The organism is Enterococcus sp. AZ020, assembly GCF_050499205.1.
GTDB classification, from domain to species: Bacteria; Bacillota; Bacilli; order Lactobacillales; family Enterococcaceae; genus Enterococcus_L; species Enterococcus_L dunnyi.
The window spans coordinates 1605980-1622885 of sequence record NZ_JBIPAT010000001.1 but is presented as its reverse complement, the minus strand read 5'-3'; the positions used below and the strand labels follow the sequence as shown (position 1 = coordinate 1622885).

Here is a 16906-nt window from a genome sequence, read left to right as displayed (position 1 = left end):
TGCATTTGGCGAAATAAGTCAAATCGGCGGCAGCCGTTATCTGCTTTACAAGGGCAGCTTTATAGCTGAACTTGGGTGGTACCGCGAAATTCAAGTCATTTCGTCCCAAGAATTTTTTTCTGGGGATGAAGTGGCTTTTTATTTTACCACTGAGTAACCTAGTTTCATGAGCTAACCTTTCGGAGAAAAAGATAACATAAGGTCAAAACACCTTGATCTATTTTTCTGCCGAGACTGGACAAGCCCGCTATGCTTTTATATTAAGGAGGAGTAATTATGTTAGATGTGAAAATGATTCGTCAAAACTTTGATGATGTGCAGGCAAAATTGAAAACCCGCGGAGTAAAAGAAGAAATATTGGTAGAATTTTTACGATTAGATGAAAGCCGCAGAAATTTATTGGTAAAGGCAGAAGAATTAAAAAAATATCGGAATGATGTTTCAGCTGAAATCGCACAATTAAAACGCAACAAAGAAGATGCAGCAGCTAAAATCGCAGAAATGAAAGAAGTGGGCGGCAATATCAAAGCCTTGGATACTGAAATTGAAGAAATCGATACTAAGCTACAGGAAATTTCTACTACTTTGCCAAATCTGCCTCATAGTAGCGTGCCTGTAGGTGCGGATGAAGAGGATAACGTAGAAGTTCGTCGCTGGAGCGAGCCTAGAAGCTTTGCTTTCGAACCAAAACCTCACTGGGATGTTGCTGAGAACTTGGATATTCTTGATTTTGAACGTGGAGCAAAAGTTGCCGGCAGCCGTTTTGTTTACTATAAAGGCTTAGGTGCTCGTTTAGAACGTGCATTATATAATTTCATGCTGGATATGCATGTATATGATCATGGTTATACTGAAATGATGACACCTTATATTGTTAATAGCAACTCAATGTTTGGAACAGGACAATTTCCTAAGTTTAAAGAAGATGTTTTCCAATTAGAAGATACTGATATGACTCTGATTCCAACGGCAGAAGTTCCTTTAACAAACTATTATAATAATGAAATTTTAGATGGAAAAGATTTACCTATTTACTTTACAGCACTAAGCCCTTCTTTTCGTTCTGAAGCAGGAAGCGCCGGTCGCGATACCCGTGGACTAATTCGTTTACACCAGTTTAATAAAGTGGAAATGGTAAAATTCAGTGATGCGGAGCATTCTTATGAAGAACTAGAAAAAATGACAGCAAATGCGGAAGATATTCTACAAAAATTGAACTTACCTTACCGTGTAATGGCTCTTGCTACTGGAGATATGGGCTTTTCAGCTGCTAAGACCTATGATTTAGAAGTTTGGATCCCAGCTCAAAATGCCTATCGCGAAATCAGCTCTTGCTCAAACTGCGAAGATTTCCAAGCACGCCGTGCCATGATTCGTTATCGGGATGAAAATGATAAAGTTCAATATGCCCATACACTAAATGGATCAGGATTAGCTGTCGGTCGTACTGTTGCTGCTATACTAGAAAATTATCAAAACGAAGATGGTTCAGTAACAATACCTGAAGTTTTAGTTCCATATATGGGTAACTTAAAATTGATCAAATAAAAGAACAAAAAAATTCTTAAGTTGAGCAGCAGCCTGTTGAAAGTAGAAATCCTGCATGTTACATTTGATTTATCGCAAGAAAATAAATCTATCACATAAGGGAAGCACTACACATGGACAAAAACAGCTACTCACATAGTACCCGCAATAGTAGGCCTGCACGACGAAAGCAACATATGCCTAAAAAAATAGCCCTTCTTTCTCTATTTGCCAGCACGCTTCTTTTAGTCGGAGGCGGTGTTTATATCACTCACATTCATCAGTCTCGTTCGACAGCCAAAGAAACGACAAAAGAACACGACAGCGACTTTAACAAAAAAGAAGCCTTGCTTTTAGAAAAGATTCGGCAAGATCAAAAAGAAGCTGCATTAGCAAGTACCGAGCATACAGAAGTAACGAACAACATTCAAACGTTGCTTTACGATCCGGTCCAAAAGGATTCTATCCCTCGTTTTTCAACACTGAAAGATGAACTAACAACAATGATCGATACAGTAAAAAGAAAACATTCTAATCAACAGCCTATTAAAATTGTCGGACAAATGACTATGTCCAACGTAACCGCGCAATTAAAAAATTACCAACCTCTGTTGACTATTTATAGTTGGGATGAGAAAAACAGGACCTGGTCTGAAAAGAAAAAGCCTTGTGCTACTTCAGATTTTGTGAATCAGAAAAATAATCAGGAATTGACACTGACCGATCTTTTTACAAGTGAAGCAAATTTATTAGCTGTCCAACAGCTCATTAAACAAAAATTACTAGATGACAGCTCTGATGGGACTAAGGTTATCGATACTGTTCTATCGATGCCGAATATGTCCTTAACGGACACACACTTCACTTATCGGCCCGATAAAATCAGTTTTCATTTGCCTGACAATGCAACAGGATCAAAAGAAGTTTCATTGGCATATAGAGAAATCGCTGAGTACGTTAACCCAGAGTTTATCGATCCAGCTTCCATCAATGATACTTTCGCTACGCCTTTAGATCCAAACAAAAAGTACATTTCACTTACATTTGACGATGGACCAAACCCAAAAACGACTCCCAAACTTTTAGATATCTTAAAAGAAAAAGGTGTGAAAGCAACCTTTTTCATGTTAGGGCAAAATGTGGTGAAAAATGAAGCAATCGTCAAACGAGCGGATGACGAAGGTCATGAAGTAGCTAGCCATTCATATTCACATCCTCAGCTGACAACGATCGATACAGAGCGTGTAAAAACAGAAGTTCAAAATACAGATAAGGTCATTTATCAGGCAATCGGTAAACTTCCTACTGATTTTAGACCTCCATACGGCGCTGTAAATTCTGAAACAGCAGCGATCATCAATAAGCCTATCATCCAATGGTCAGTTGACTCACAAGATTGGCAAAGTCACAGTATTGATAAAATCATTCAACGCATACATGATACAGAATACAATGATGCCATCATTTTGATGCATGATATTTATCCAGAAACAGTGGATGCCGTACCAATCGTGATTGATCGTTTACGTGCAGAAGGATATGAAATTATCCCATCTAAACAATTGTTAGGAAATAAGGCTAAACCTTTGCATATGTATTATGGATCTAACGATGAACGACCTGTACAATAAAAACACCGTCCAATGGACGGTGTTTTTTATTATATATACTATTGTTCTACAGAGTAGTTTGGTGCTTCTTTTGTGATTTGAACATCATGTGGATGAGATTCTTTTAGTCCGTTTCCACTCATTTGAATGAATTGTGCTTCTTCTCGCAATTGTTTCAAATCAGCAGCTCCAACATAACCCATACCTGATTTTAGCCCACCGATCAGCTGGAAGACAATATCTGCTACGCTACCTTTGTAAGCAACACGACCTTCAATACCTTCAGGTACTAATTTATTCGCTTCATTCACGCCGCCTTGGAAGTAACGATCACTTGATCCTTTTTCCATTGCACCTAATGAACCCATACCGCGGTATGTTTTGAAACGACGGCCTTGATAAATTTCGAATTCACCAGGAGATTCATCTGTTCCAGCTAACATACTTCCTAACATTACCGCATGTCCGCCTGCTGCTAAAGCTTTGACGATATCACCTGAGTACTTGATTCCCCCATCTGCAATGATTGCTTTGCCATATTTACGGGCTACAGAAGCTGCATCATAGATAGCTGTCAATTGAGGTACACCAACACCTGCTACAACACGTGTTGTACAGATCGAACCAGGTCCGATCCCGACTTTTACAACATCAACACCTACATCATAAAGAGCTTTAGCACCTTCTGCTGTAGCAATATTCCCAGCGATCAATGTTGCTTCTGGGAAAGTGTCACGAATTTCTTTGATCTTACGGATCACTCCTGCACTATGGCCGTGTGCAGTATCAATGATGATCGCATCTGCACCAGCTTCAAGTAAAGCTTCTGCACGCTCAAATGTATCACTCGTTACACCTACAGCTGCTGCGACTAAAAGACGACCATGTTCATCTTTGGCTGCATTCGGAAATTCAATCACCTTTTCAATATCTTTGATCGTGATCAAACCGCTTAAACGATTATTTTCATCAACGATCGGTAATTTTTCGATTTTATGTTTTTGTAGGATTTTTTCGGCATCTTTTAGAGAAGTACCAACTGGGGCTGTCACTAAATTGTCTTTCGTCATGACTTCTTCGATCTTCATTTGATAGTCTGTCACAAAGCGCATATCACGGTTAGTGATGATCCCAACCAGTTTACGATTTTCCATTGTTTCAACGATAGGCACACCACTAATGCGGTATTTACTCATCAGATTTTCAGCATCTGCTACTAAATTCGTCGGTGTTAAGAAAAATGGATCAATGATCACTCCGCTCTCAGAACGTTTTACTTTGCGCACTTCATCTGCTTGCTGTGCAATACTCATATTCTTATGGACAACACCTAGTCCACCTTGGCGCGCCATTGAAATCGCCATTTTACTATCTGTGACTGTATCCATACTTGCACTGATTAGAGGAATATTCAATTTGATATTTTTCGCTAGCTGCACACTCATATCTACTTCGTTTGGCAATACGTGACTTTCTGCCGGAATCAATAATACATCATCAAATGTAAGACCTTTTTTCGCGAATTTTGTTTCCCAGTTAGACATTTTCCAGACCACTCCTCTATTTAATTTTATATAAGAAAATAACAGATAATAATGGTGAAGTCAACCGCATTTCTTTGTTTACAGAAATTTTCTTTCGCTTTCATAAAACATGAGATCGCACTCATCGTTTTATCATCTTAAACAAATCATAACTATAGTTATTTCTTTAGAATTTTTTTTGAAATATATGGTATCACTTTTACTGAGAAAAGCAGCGCAAGAGTGATCAGCGAAATACTTAATGAAATCTTTTGTGCCCAAGTCGTTTTATAAGAAACAGTCACTTTACCTTTTCCTGATAATGAAAGAGCAACATACCCATTTTGTTTATTTAAAACGGCAGGTATTTCTTTCACCTTCCCATCTTCGATCACCTTCGCCTGATACCCATAATAATAGATAAAAGGAAGCGTAACGATTGCTGGCTTTGACTGAGCGACTTGATAATCGAAGCTTACTGAGGCAAAAGATAGCTCACTTTTTTTATAGTCATAACTTCTGGATCATAGCTAATTTCTCTTTTTTTATTTTTTAACAACTTTTGATAATTTACTTCTTTTGGTAAATATTCGTGCCCAGCACCGATATAGTAACTGTTGGTTTGGTCATAGCTTTGATGTGATACAATCCGCTTCCCTTCAGTATCGATACTCTCCCACTCATAAATCACCACGCCTAGTAAAATGAAAAGGATCAAAATACCTTGTCCATACGGAATCTTTTTCAAGATCTTATTGTAGTCGTTGGCAATCAAATAAGCCGACAGTAGTGTCACTATGGATAAAAAACGCCAAGGAAATTGAATAGTATTCAACGGAGTCTGATCAAATAACTGCCAAGGAAATAAATTAGTTGTCATAAACATAAATAAAAAAGAAAGGAAGAGCAAGTCACGCTCCACGTTTTTTTGCTTAAACAACATTACGCCATTTACCAATAGCCCTACCAAAAGAATAAGTCCAATATTCGCTGAGGAAGCATGAAACACCCGATTTTCAAAACTATTTGCCAAAAGTTCTCCCAACGCATAGCTCCTATCTGAAATCAACGTGAGTGGGTTGGCTGTCACTTGAAAAGTAATTCGACTCATTTGTTCAAAAACAGGAACTAAGTAGAAGGCTAGCAGAAAAATCGTTACAATTGTTGCTTTCAAAAGTGCTGTGAGTGTTTGCTTTTTAACAAAACAACGCGCATTTAAAAGGACATATAAACCAATAAAAATACTAACGATCTCCAATGATATAAAATGTGCTAACCCGATTCCCGTCATTGCGATCGTCAACAACCACCAATTTTGCACCTTACCAGCTTTTAACAAGCTTAGACTGGCTAACACTAAAGGAAAAAAGCCCATTGCCAATAACTCACCGATCGCCTGACGATTAAAGAAGTCCTGTAATCGATAGATCGATAAAGTATATAATAACGAAAACAGATAACTCTTCAACTTAGGTAATCCCATGATTCGCCCAGACAAATACGTTATCCCAAACGTTCCTAAATTGATCATTGTCGCAAAGAACAAAAAGCTTGTCGCCAGCGAAAAACCAGCTACTCTTAACAGAGCAGGTATATATAAGTAAAAATCCGGATAAAACAAACTTGAGGCATATCCGTAACCACCAATAAAAAAGTAACTGATCTTAGGAAGCCAAATACCATGTGCTAAAGACTGTGCCAGGCCTTCGATCCTATTTTGATGAAAATGATAGTCGTCTCCAATCAAAATATGTCCATTTTGAAAGTAGACGATATACAGAGATAAAAAACTTAACAAAAGAAAACTTAAAAAAATCAACCATCGACTTCGTTTACAAATCCATTCTCTCATCCATTCGCCCTTTCTTAAATTGTATTCTACTTTATAAGATACTTCGACAAGCCATCTCTTTCAAATATTACTATCTTTCGATATAAAAAAGAACCAAAAACAAAACTAAGCTTAGTTTCATTTTTGGTTCTTTCATATGCAAAAGGTTGATTATTCTGCTGAATCAACGCGCTAAACTACTGCGCATGTTGTACTTTTTCTTTAAGAAGTGACGTACGATCAATGCCAATCCACCAATAACGATCACGATCACTGGATCTAAGATAGGGTTAATTACTGGCGGCAACATTGCAGAACCTGCAAATACTACTATCCACAGCAACATTGAACCCACTAAAATCAAACCAGTCTTAAACCAACCAGGTCGTTTTGATTTGTCTACTCCCGGGCGGTCGTACTGATAAATGTATTTGTATGTAAGATAAAATACATACCCGCCTGCCATTGAAGCTAAAACAAGTGTCAACAATCCTAAAGGTTGTGTTTTGCCTTTAGACCACATCATCATGATCGAAAACATCAACGTCATCACGCCAAATAGCAGTAACGTATTATCCAGCCACATCAATGCAGGAGTCGACTCTGGCAATTCTTCTGGTTTATTTAAAATAGCCTCCGTACGTTCAGATACAGTACCGAACAGTTGACGTGCAGTTTTACCGCTTTTTTGACCTTCTACCAGATGTGGTAAAATCTCATGCAAAGCTAGCGTTTGTGCTTCTTCAGAAAGGTTGGCAGCTACTAATGACTTCTTTAAATCAAAAATGTACTGTTCATTTCTTTTGGTCAATTTTTGTTCAAGCTCACGATTTTCTGAAACAATCTCTCGAAGTGCTTCTGATTCCATTTTTTGCGTCCTCCTCGCCCATGAAAAACAGGGCAGTCTTTACCTAAAAAGTATTCTAACACACTTTTTAGGGAGAAAAACAGTTTTTTACAAATTTTTCCTATACATTGAAACGGAAAAGCATAACATCGCCATCTTGCACAATATATTCTTTTCCTTCTAAGCGGACTTTCCCAGCTTCTTTTGCAGCCTGCATGTTGCCATACGTATTTAAATCATCAAATGAAACAGTTTCGGCACGAATAAATCCGCGTTCAAAATCGGTATGAATGATTCCGGCTGCCTGAGGTGCTTTGATTCCTTTACGGAATGTCCATGCACGAACTTCTTGTTCACCTGCAGTAAAGTAGGTTGCCAAGCCTAACAAATCATAGGCTGCACGAATCAACTGATCCAAGCCTGATTCTTCAATACCTAGAGCTTCTAAAAATTCTGCTTTATCTTCATCATCTAATTCAGCGATCTCTTCTTCTGCTCGTGCACAAACCACGATCACTTCTGCATTTTCATTAGTTGCAAAAGTCCGAACTTGTTGAACATACGGATTGTTATCTGAATCTGAAACCTCATCTTCCGATACATTCGCAACATATAGAATCGGTTTTGCAGTTAATAAAAATAGACTTTTAACGATTTTTTGTTCGTCTTCAGTAAAATCGATCGTCCGTGCAGATAAACCTTCTTCTAATACTGGTTTAAGCTTATCTAGTACAGCCAACTCAGCAACTGCATCTTTATCCTTTGTTTTTGCTATTTTGGCCACACGTGTGTAACGTTTATTGATAGAATCCAAATCCGCTAAAACTAACTCTAGATTGATTGTATCGATATCTGCCAGCGGATCAACACGTCCTTCAACGTGGGTGATATTGTCATCATCAAAACAACGAACAACATGACAAATTGCATCTACTTGACGAATATGACTTAAAAATTGATTGCCCAATCCTTCACCTTTACTTGCACCTTTTACGATACCAGCGATATCTGTAAATTCAAAAGTAGTTGGTACAGTTTTTTTAGGCTTTACTAATTCTGTTAACCGCAACAGGCGATCATCTGGTACTTCCACCATCCCAACGTTTGGGTCGATCGTCGCAAACGGATAATTTGCCGCTTCTGCTCCTGCTTTTGTGATTGCGTTAAAAAGAGTTGATTTCCCTACGTTAGGCAAACCCACGATTCCAGCTGTTAATGCCATTGATCATTCACTATCCTTTATCATTTTTTTCCAAAATTTTCTTCATTTTCTTTTCAAAATCCCGACGTGTCATCATAACGATATGACCGCAGTTCGTACATTTTATTTTAATGTCGGCGCCCATTCGGATGATCTCCCAACGATTCGCCTGACAAGCATGTGGCTTTTTCATTTCAACGATATCCCCAAGATCATACATGTTCTTAAAATACCTCCTACATTGAACGCTTGATAGTCAAAAAGACACGATTTCCTAAGCTAACAATAACATTTTTTTGAATCACTAGCAAAATGTTTTTTCTCAATAGTTTCTTTTTACACAACATCACTCATTATACTCTATCTCTACTATATAAATCAAAAAAATCCGAATCTTAAAAAGGAAAATCCACAACTGGAAATATCCTTATTAGGAGATCGATCAAATAATCAAATTCAAAACGAATGAAGATATTAGACAAAACAGGATTGAACTTTATCTATTTATATTGGATAATGATAAAAAAATAATCAAAATATAACATTTTTTATAATTTTTCAAAAATATTTGTTCTTAGTTGGTATAAAAAGGAGTTTTATTGTGGAAAAATTTGATTTATTAGAAAAAATGGAGGCCTATCAAATTGATTTGCTCATATACATAATCAATAATGGGGGATCTGCAACAAAGAAGGAGCTGTTGACACATCTAAAAATCGGAGACTATCTTTTGTCAAAATTACTTGAAAACTTAATGACTCATGCAAAAAATTCCAATAATGGTTTTTCAATTGATGTTATAAAACATACGGTTCGATTTCAAACAAAACCAGAATATTCGATACATACTTTATTTAATAAACTAATTACACATGCACCAAAATATCAAATCTTAAAAAAACTGCTGCTGTGCGGAACGATTGATCCTATCCCATTATGTGAAAAAATCGGAATCAGTCATTCAACTTATTTTCGAAAAATAAACGAGTTAAACAATCTACTAAAAGAGTTTGACTTGTCTATCCAAAATGGCTATCTTTTAGGATCAGAATTGCAGATTCGCTTTTTTTACATTTCTTTACTTCTTATCACTGATTTAAAACAGCCGTTAAAAATTCATGATATCGATCCTAGAATCTACGACACAGTAAATAAAATCCAAACGATTCTTGGTTCTCCTTTATCCTTTCTTTCCAAAAGAAAACTAATTATTTACCTAAGTTTATTAAAAAGAAGGAATGCACAAAAAGGAATCTCGGACTATAACGATCAATTACCATTTTTTAGCAATAAAACTGGGTATCATAATCAAAAACGTTTTATCCGTATACTAAAAACCTCTACTCTTTTTAGAAAAATCGACAAAGTTCTGACATCTTTTTTAGTTTATTATTCTTTTAAGATGCTTCCTAACGAAACCATCCTATTGATCCTCTTTTTACTAGGAGAAGAAATCATTCCAACTCACTCATATTGTTTAAAAGAACTGGATATTATTGAAAAAAAGAGTAATCTTTTCATCCTAACCTTAAATAATGAATTTTTAGATTTTATGGAGCTAGCTTATCCCGATACTCGACTAACTAAACGGCATCGTTCTATGCTAAATTATCATCTCAGTTCGATCGCCTATCGTCATTTGATTTTTAAAGGTCACATCAATTACTATTGGGAGTCACACCTTTCTAGTCATGAAGAGAATCATCGTTTTACCATTATTTATGCATTTATTGATTATATGAAAAAAAAATACCCTACACTTTTTGAAAATGAATCCGATACCCGTTTTTTAATATTAAAGTATGTTTATATCTTGAATCTTTATGAAGAATGGATCAAAGCCAAAGTGACTGTTGGTGTATTTATTGAAGGCAATCTATTGTTTAAAAAACAATTTACTAAATGGTGGATCAATTATGCTGAATTAACAACCTTTGCTCAAGCTGAACCACTTGTGACCGATAAGCCTTACGATCTTGTAATCAGTAATATCGACTGGCCTACTCTCAAAAAACAAGGACGTCATTTTTTCTTCATCACCAATTATAATGAAAACATGGATAAGATCGATCTTGCTGAATTACTTTATAAAATCTATTCCTCCCATTGCTAACGACAGAAAATCAAAAGGCTGGGACTGAAGTATTTCAGCCTGAGATTTGATTTTTATAAACCGAAAAGCAAATGGCATCTAGCGACTATTATAGCTTTCAAGTGATTGAGCCGGCACTCGCGGCATAATACCTTAACTTTTCTATGATCTGATTCGTCATACTAACTAACAAATTTAAGCTTTTCTACCAATTGACGTTCTTCTGATAAAAACGAGTTCGTATAGCAATCTAGTGTCATTTTTGTTGACGAGTGCCCTAATAAAGAGCTGATAGTAGCAATATTTCCACCAGCTTCTAAACAACGAGTGGCAAATGTGTGACGCAAAGAATGGAAAGAAAACTTTTCCAGTCCAATTTTTTTACGTACAACTTGAAAGCGATACGCGACTGTACGCGGTTCTAATGCCTTATGTTTATTAGAGATAACGTAATCACTAGTGGAAACTTTATGAAGTTCCAATAATTTTGTTCTCAATGAATCGGAAATAGGAATTCTTCGAGAAGAATTTTGACTTTTAGGTGTTATTTCGACAATCTCAGTCTTTCTTACACCTGCATCATTTTTCGGGATTCTTAATATTGTTCGATTCACTCCCAAAGTATTATTCTCAAAGTCAATATCTTCCCATTTCAATCCGCAAATCTCCCCAATCCTCAAACCTGTTTGCAATGCTAAAATGATAGAGAAGAACTTTTGATTTGTATCGACTTCCTTAATCAGTCTATTCTGATCTGTAACCGATAGTGCTTGAACTGTTTTTCTTTCAGATTTGGGCAATTCGATACCTCTACACGGATTATCTGTAAGCAAATTCAATGAAACTGCCTTGCTGATGCATGTTTTAAAAACAGAAAAAATAGACCTGATAGAGCTGGCTTTCAGCGTTTTTCTCATGTCATTAAGTAATTTTTCAATATCTGATTGTGTCATTTTTTGTAATTTGATGGTGCCTATTCTTGATAGGATATGGACTTCCATTTTATTTTTATAGCTGGCATATGTACTTCCTTTGACCTTTGGTTGTACAAATGTTTCCAACCAATAATTTGTCCAATCAAGTAACTGACCATCGTACTGACGCAAGTTCTTATGATTAGTTGTCTGCTTTTCATATTTCATCAATATCAATTGCTGTTTAACTTCGGCATATTTGTACCCATAAATATACCCGTAATAAATCTTTCCATTCTCTCGTCTACCTTTTATGTATCGGCCTTCCCAACGGCCATCTTTTCTCTTATAGATGTTCTCTCCTCTTCTTGCCATAACTAAGATCCTTTCTAAAGTTAAATTTGTTAATTCAAGAAAATGAAATCACTGCAAATCGCGAAAAAATATGTCATTTTATTATCAAAAAATGTTTTTTGACGATCTCCTTTATCCATTTCCTATTCCCCCAACTCCAAACAATTACAATACGTTTGTTTTTATTAACTAATTATGAATTAATTTGACTTTTTTTAGTTTCAATTTTTTTGGTAGAAATAAGAATTTTTGGAAGTAGCATTCAAGATTTTTTTGCTATAGAAACGATTATTTTTTCCACGCATATCCCGTTTTTATTCACACCAAGAGATTACTTTTTTATATTATTAACTACTGCTTTATCATTGATCCGTTTCAAAGAGCTACTCAGTAACTCTTTCAATGCTGCGTATCCTTCTAATTTGATCAATACTTCTTGTGGACAATATACCCAATAATTAAAAATCGAGAGGCTCCCTGCAATTTTATCGACTCTTTCCATGAATGGACCTAATTCTTCTATGAGCTTTCTACAACTTATTTCATTAGCGATCATGATCTCATCTTCGCCCTCTAACTCCAGTAACATCCACAAATAATCTATAAATTCGACTTTCATCTTTAGATCTAAAAATTGTTTTTTTGGTACCATTTTTCTTTTATTTGAGGGCACATTGTTTTCAAAATACTTTATGACTTCCTGCTCATTTTTAGAGATATATTTTGGACGAACAGTTCGTTCGGGCAGTACTGGTTCACTTTCACGCTCCTTGTTCTCCGACACTCCCTGAACCTTTAATTGCTTTTTTAATACTCTTTTTTTAGAATGTTGATTTGAACGAACTAAAGTATAGCGGCGGCTACTTTGAGATACACTCTCATCTTTTTCTGTTTCTTTTAGTGGCGTTATCTCTCCAACCTCAAATCGGGGCTCTTTATGTTTAGATACTGATTTCTCCAATGTATGAGTCTTAGGAGACATCGCATAGTCATTAGGTTGTATTTGTTCTTTCAATGTTTGACTTACTTTAGTCAGTTCATTTTTTAGTAATTCACCAGAATCCAGCACAATCTCTTCATTTTTTTCAAGTCTATGTTCTATAGCTTCCATTTTTTCGGTTAGCTGATTGAACTTTTCTAATACGTTATATATTTTTTCTTCTTTTCTCTTATATTCAGTCTCTCGCTCTTGTTTTAGCACTACTTTATATGATTCAATTAACTCTTGTACACAACTTCTAAAAAATGGGAGCTGTCTCACATGCTCAGATTCAAAGAAGCCGATCGTAAAAGTCAAAACAATATACGCTGGCGACGTAAAAATATTGATCCTCTTAATGATCAGCTCATCATTTTCTTCTACCCAAGTCTTTTGGACTTTCATTGCTATTTGTTCCAGTTCCATCAATGAGTCGATATCTTTCTTAAAAACTAATTTGCAAGAAAGATAAGCCTCATGCGATGTTTTTAGCTTTTTATTATATATTTCTACTCCTAAAAGTCTTGGATTTACTTTTTGATGAAGAATGTACTTTTTGATGATTTTTTTCCCATGTCTTTGGAGATTTTGTCCGGTCTCATTCATGTCCTCAAACTCCTCGAATTGTTATGCTGCCAATCTAGTTTCACGCCATCATCCCTTATAGATAATCCTGTATAGCGCTCTAGTCTGATTTACTCTAGTGCTATCTTCGCAGATCCGCTGGTGCTTACCGTCTTTTATTTTTCTTTATTTTTTGTTGTTTATTTTCAGGATTTCTTTTTTTATTTTGCTGATTTTTTTTTCGACGCTTTCGCTTTTTTTTCTTCTGATACAGCTCTGCTTCATATTGCCTCTGTCTTCTTCTCCTTAAAAGTATCAGCGCTATTAAAACAATAAGCAAAAAAGCCAGCGTAATAGAACAAATCACTATATAAATCATCAGATGTTTAGAATTTTTCTGATAGTTTTCGGTTTCTTTAGCTAACTCAAACCCCTTATTCCATTTCCATTCTTGACCTGTGTCTTTAGATTTGACCGTCAACTGGAGCAAGTATCTTCCCGCAGACGTCAAAGCGTCATTCTCATCCGCTATAATAAAAGTTGTGCTTGAATTAGGGGCCATTCGATAATTGGATTGCGCCACTTGATACAAAACTTGATCAGAGCCTTCTTCAGTAATTGTTGCTGTATATTCAAGCTCTTCTACATTTATTGCCTGATCGTTTTGGACTGTTGCCTGTATCGTTTGTCTTCCATCAACTTTTTTCGGAAGTACCCGCAGCAAATTTAAATTCGCCATAACAGGTACATCTGTTTCAGTTAGTTTTACAGCGACAATATAGGATTTTTTTCTACTTTGATCATTCAGTTGAGACTGGCTCGAATCAATTGAACTGATCTTGATCCCGCCTAAAATCATACCGTCAAACTGCTCTGGAGGCATTTTTAGCTGAACGATTATTATTCTTTTTTCATGAGCTGGAACTATCGCCCTGGACTCTACTTGAGCAATGTCTTTGAAGGAAACAACTAAACTTTTATCCCTTGATACTTGACCTGAACGATCAGAATAGTCTATTTCTCCTGATAAATTCGTTGTTGCATCATTGAGTTCTATTGTTATTTCCTGTTCTATATCAGAGGGATTGGACACTTCCAATTTTAACTCCTGCTCCTGCCCCGGGTTCATTCTCAGATCATAGTAGGTCACCCCAGTATCAGATTGATTTTTCGGTAAAATCGGTTTGACAGACACCGCAAAGCTGGCTTCAACTGACAATATAGTAAAACAAATACCTAGAAAAAAACTGATTTTCAGGAGGAGCACACGAATTTTCTTTTGTTTAATTGACATTTATTTAAACCCCTTATACAGCGGATTGAATTCCCTGTAGCAAAGAAGAACTGATGCGTAAAGGCCTCTGCTTCTTCAACAGAAAAATTTTTTTACAGTCACTATAATCTTTTCGATACACTGACTTATATCTCTAGCAAACATTTAATAAACTATGTACTAAGAATGGGAAAAGCCGACTATTCCCACTCTATTTTTACTCTATATCCATAACCGGCTCCTCATTCAGGATGATTTGCTCTAATAGAAAGTTTTCTCCCTGAATAAGGTCAAAATAAGCTGCTTTATTTAAAATACTATCGTAATCCATCCTCATGATTCGGACATGGGGTTGTCTAAACCAAGATTTTTTCTTGATTTTCACACGCGACTCAATCATTTTACATTCATCTAGAATCAAATAGATTTCATTCGCTGAAACGGAATCTTTAAAACTACGAACTTGTTCCCTTTCATACGTCAACCGATTATCAGATATTGTCATCTTTTCTGATTTTGTGACCAGTTCCTTATTCATCATCCATGACTGCTCTAAAAACTTAGCTTTTTGCATCAACTTTGAATATTCCCTTAAATCGATTTTTAGGATTTGATCCCAGTCTTCATTTTCATTATTGTTAGGCTTACTTAGTTCTTTGATTGCTCTGGATAAATTTTGTCTCTCCATCTGATCAATAACGACTTCCAACTTTTGGTTTGCCAAACGCATGCGCTCTTTTGCATAACGTTCCCTGCTTACTGCTTCTTCCATTTTTAGGACGTAATTTATATTGGCCTCTTTTATATTATTTTCTACACCCTCTACTTTTGGCTTAGACTTAGGTTTAGGTTTGGAATCAATTTCAACAGTTTGAAGCGGTTTGACAAATTTAGACACTAATCGTTCGATTTCCTCGATAAACAGCTCTAATACGTCATCACTTTCAACTAATAGCTGCTGTTCTAAAGACTGCAGTAAATTGACCATAAAAGGAAAGTCTACTTCACGATATGCAATAGGAACAAAATCAATGTAGTAAATGACTCGATTGTCTTCCTTTTCCTTCGATCCTCCTATCCAGGCAATCTGAGGAAATGTATGAATAAGCTCGTCCAACAATGCCGACCAATCAAGATCCACAAAATCCAACGTGATCTCAACATGTTTGAAAAAAGAAATAATTGTATGGAATTCCTCAAAATATTCTTCTACTTCTTCTTTAGGGTAGGGAATTCCTAGATTTCTTTTTTGAAAAATCTCTTCACAGATATAATAAATATCCCGCAACATATCATCGTCAAAAAGACGCTCGCCTACTGCCGGAGAAGCAGCTTGATAAATATCAACTATAATATTTTGATAAACCACTTCTTATTCTCCTTCCCTTACTCTAGCGACTGATCAGCTAAGCGTTCTGATTTATTCAGTAGATCTTCCATCAGCACACTTGTTTCACTTTGAAGACGAAGGATACGAGTATGATAGTTTGCAGCCTCTTGATTGATCTTTTTCAACTCGATCGAAGCTTCTGAAACAGCTTTCTTAGTCTCATGTCTTGCTGCTTCAACTGTTCTATCAGCTTCAATTGTTGCCCGCTCGATAATTTGCTGTGCTTTTTCTTTTGCTTCCATCAAAACTTCTGCAATCTGAGTCTTCATTGAATCCTGTTGACGTAATTGCCGTTCAAGTTCGCTGTTATTAGCACGTTCTTCTAATAGTTGTTCTTCGGCTTGTACCCTTGCATCTTCTGCCTGTCTTAGTTGATCTTCAAGCGCATGCACTCTGTCTTTAGATTGGGACGAGCTGGTCAATCGTAAGGTCAGCTGATCGATCTCCTGCTGCTTATTTTCTACTTCCGCTTTTAGGCGTTCTGCCATTGTCTTTTGACGCTGAACTTCCTTTTGGAATTGCTGATTCTCATTCGTTAAATGTTCAACTATGGCGGCCTGCTCTTCTTTTAATTCTTGTTCCTGCTTTCTCATAGAACTTTCTAAACGCTCTCTCTTATTTGATGCTTCTGGACGACTCTTCTTAGGAGGTTCGTATTCTTCCTCTTCGAAATCATCATCATCGTACTCGTCATAATCATCATATTCTTCATAATCATCATAGTATTCTTCATAGTCATCATCATATTTTTGTTTTTTTTTCTTAAACATAGCCAACTATATCGCTCCCCTTCTTACTTCC

The 16906-nt window shown here is 36.3% G+C and carries 12 protein-coding genes, 1 pseudogene and 1 other annotated feature (1 of these 14 only partly in view); of the genes and pseudogenes, 3 read left to right on the top strand and 10 right to left on the bottom strand.

Translation table 11 applies throughout. From position 1 onward, the window contains the following. Positions 1–111: a binding site (T-box leader), on the top strand; it begins 102 nt to the left of the window's first position. A gap of 165 nt (positions 112–276) precedes the next feature. Both serS and IGI58_RS07875 read left to right on the top strand, forming a co-directional pair. Next, positions 277–1548, top strand: a complete 1272-nt coding sequence (gene serS, locus IGI58_RS07880) for a serine--tRNA ligase (protein ID WP_429953883.1) — start codon at positions 277–279, stop codon at positions 1546–1548. Between the two features lie 113 nt (positions 1549–1661). Continuing rightward, entirely contained in the window at positions 1662–3158 is a 1497-nt protein-coding gene (locus IGI58_RS07875; RefSeq protein WP_429953884.1) for a polysaccharide deacetylase family protein, read from the top strand. Between the two features lie 38 nt (positions 3159–3196). Here the strand turns inward: IGI58_RS07875 and guaB are convergent, their stop codons facing one another. The 5 genes and pseudogenes from guaB to IGI58_RS07850 all read right to left on the bottom strand — a co-directional run bounded on the left by guaB (position 3197) and on the right by IGI58_RS07850 (position 8759). Further along, positions 3197–4681, bottom strand: coding sequence for an IMP dehydrogenase (gene guaB / locus IGI58_RS07870; protein ID WP_429953885.1), 1485 nt, complete (start codon positions 4679–4681; stop codon positions 3197–3199). Positions 4682–4839: 158 nt separating this feature from the next. Then, positions 4840–6512, bottom strand: a pseudogene (locus IGI58_RS07865) (hypothetical protein). 163 nt (positions 6513–6675) lie between these two features. Next, entirely contained in the window at positions 6676–7359 is a 684-nt protein-coding gene (locus tag IGI58_RS07860) for a DUF1129 domain-containing protein (protein WP_087641578.1), read from the bottom strand. A 100-nt stretch (positions 7360–7459) separates the two neighbouring features. Further along, positions 7460–8560: a redox-regulated ATPase YchF gene (gene ychF, locus IGI58_RS07855; protein WP_429953888.1), complete on the bottom strand. Its 1101-nt coding sequence runs from the start codon at positions 8558–8560 to the stop codon at positions 7460–7462. A 10-nt stretch (positions 8561–8570) separates the two neighbouring features. Further along, on the bottom strand, positions 8571–8759 hold the full coding sequence (locus IGI58_RS07850; protein WP_087641580.1) for a DUF951 domain-containing protein: 189 nt from the start codon (positions 8757–8759) through the stop codon (positions 8571–8573). A 381-nt stretch (positions 8760–9140) separates the two neighbouring features. Between IGI58_RS07850 and IGI58_RS07845 the strand changes: the two genes are divergently transcribed. Next, positions 9141–10652 carry a helix-turn-helix domain-containing protein gene (locus IGI58_RS07845; RefSeq protein WP_429953889.1) on the top strand — a complete coding sequence of 504 codons (1512 nt, stop codon included), beginning with the start codon at positions 9141–9143 and terminating at the stop codon, positions 10650–10652. A gap of 161 nt (positions 10653–10813) precedes the next feature. On the opposite strand, the gene IGI58_RS07840 is transcribed toward IGI58_RS07845, so the two are convergent. From IGI58_RS07840 to IGI58_RS07820, 5 genes are all read right to left on the bottom strand, one after another. After that, positions 10814–11920, bottom strand: coding sequence for a tyrosine-type recombinase/integrase (locus IGI58_RS07840; protein WP_429953890.1), 1107 nt, complete (start codon positions 11918–11920; stop codon positions 10814–10816). Positions 11921–12230: 310 nt separating this feature from the next. Beyond that, positions 12231–13484: a hypothetical protein gene (locus tag IGI58_RS07835; protein ID WP_429953891.1), complete on the bottom strand. Its 1254-nt coding sequence runs from the start codon at positions 13482–13484 to the stop codon at positions 12231–12233. A 124-nt stretch (positions 13485–13608) separates the two neighbouring features. Continuing rightward, positions 13609–14736 carry a DUF916 and DUF3324 domain-containing protein gene (locus IGI58_RS07830; protein WP_429953892.1) on the bottom strand — a complete coding sequence of 376 codons (1128 nt, stop codon included), beginning with the start codon at positions 14734–14736 and terminating at the stop codon, positions 13609–13611. A gap of 196 nt (positions 14737–14932) precedes the next feature. Beyond that, positions 14933–16084: a hypothetical protein gene (locus tag IGI58_RS07825; protein ID WP_429953893.1), complete on the bottom strand. Its 1152-nt coding sequence runs from the start codon at positions 16082–16084 to the stop codon at positions 14933–14935. A 17-nt stretch (positions 16085–16101) separates the two neighbouring features. Beyond that, complete coding sequence (locus IGI58_RS07820) at positions 16102–16875, bottom strand: hypothetical protein (RefSeq protein WP_225535137.1); 774 nt, start codon at positions 16873–16875, stop codon at positions 16102–16104. Between the last annotated feature and the right edge of the window lie 31 nt (positions 16876–16906).

Excerpts from the sequence above, each read along its gene's own strand:
- ychF (WP_429953888.1), bottom strand. The coding sequence starts at position 8,560 with ATGGCATTAACAGCTGGAATCGTGGGTTTGCCTAACGTAGGGAAATCA.
- IGI58_RS07840 (WP_429953890.1), bottom strand. The coding sequence starts at position 11,920 with ATGGCAAGAAGAGGAGAGAACATCTATAAGAGAAAAGATGGCCGTTGG.
- guaB (WP_429953885.1), bottom strand. The coding sequence starts at position 4,681 with ATGTCTAACTGGGAAACAAAATTCGCGAAAAAAGGTCTTACATTTGAT.
- IGI58_RS07860 (WP_087641578.1), bottom strand. The coding sequence starts at position 7,359 with ATGGAATCAGAAGCACTTCGAGAGATTGTTTCAGAAAATCGTGAGCTT.
- serS (WP_429953883.1), top strand. The coding sequence starts at position 277 with ATGTTAGATGTGAAAATGATTCGTCAAAACTTTGATGATGTGCAGGCA.
- IGI58_RS07835 (WP_429953891.1), bottom strand. The coding sequence starts at position 13,484 with ATGAATGAGACCGGACAAAATCTCCAAAGACATGGGAAAAAAATCATC.
- IGI58_RS07820 (WP_225535137.1), bottom strand. The coding sequence starts at position 16,875 with ATGTTTAAGAAAAAAAAACAAAAATATGATGATGACTATGAAGAATAC.
- IGI58_RS07830 (WP_429953892.1), bottom strand. The coding sequence starts at position 14,736 with ATGTCAATTAAACAAAAGAAAATTCGTGTGCTCCTCCTGAAAATCAGT.
- IGI58_RS07850 (WP_087641580.1), bottom strand. The coding sequence starts at position 8,759 with ATGTATGATCTTGGGGATATCGTTGAAATGAAAAAGCCACATGCTTGT.
- IGI58_RS07875 (WP_429953884.1), top strand. The coding sequence starts at position 1,662 with ATGGACAAAAACAGCTACTCACATAGTACCCGCAATAGTAGGCCTGCA.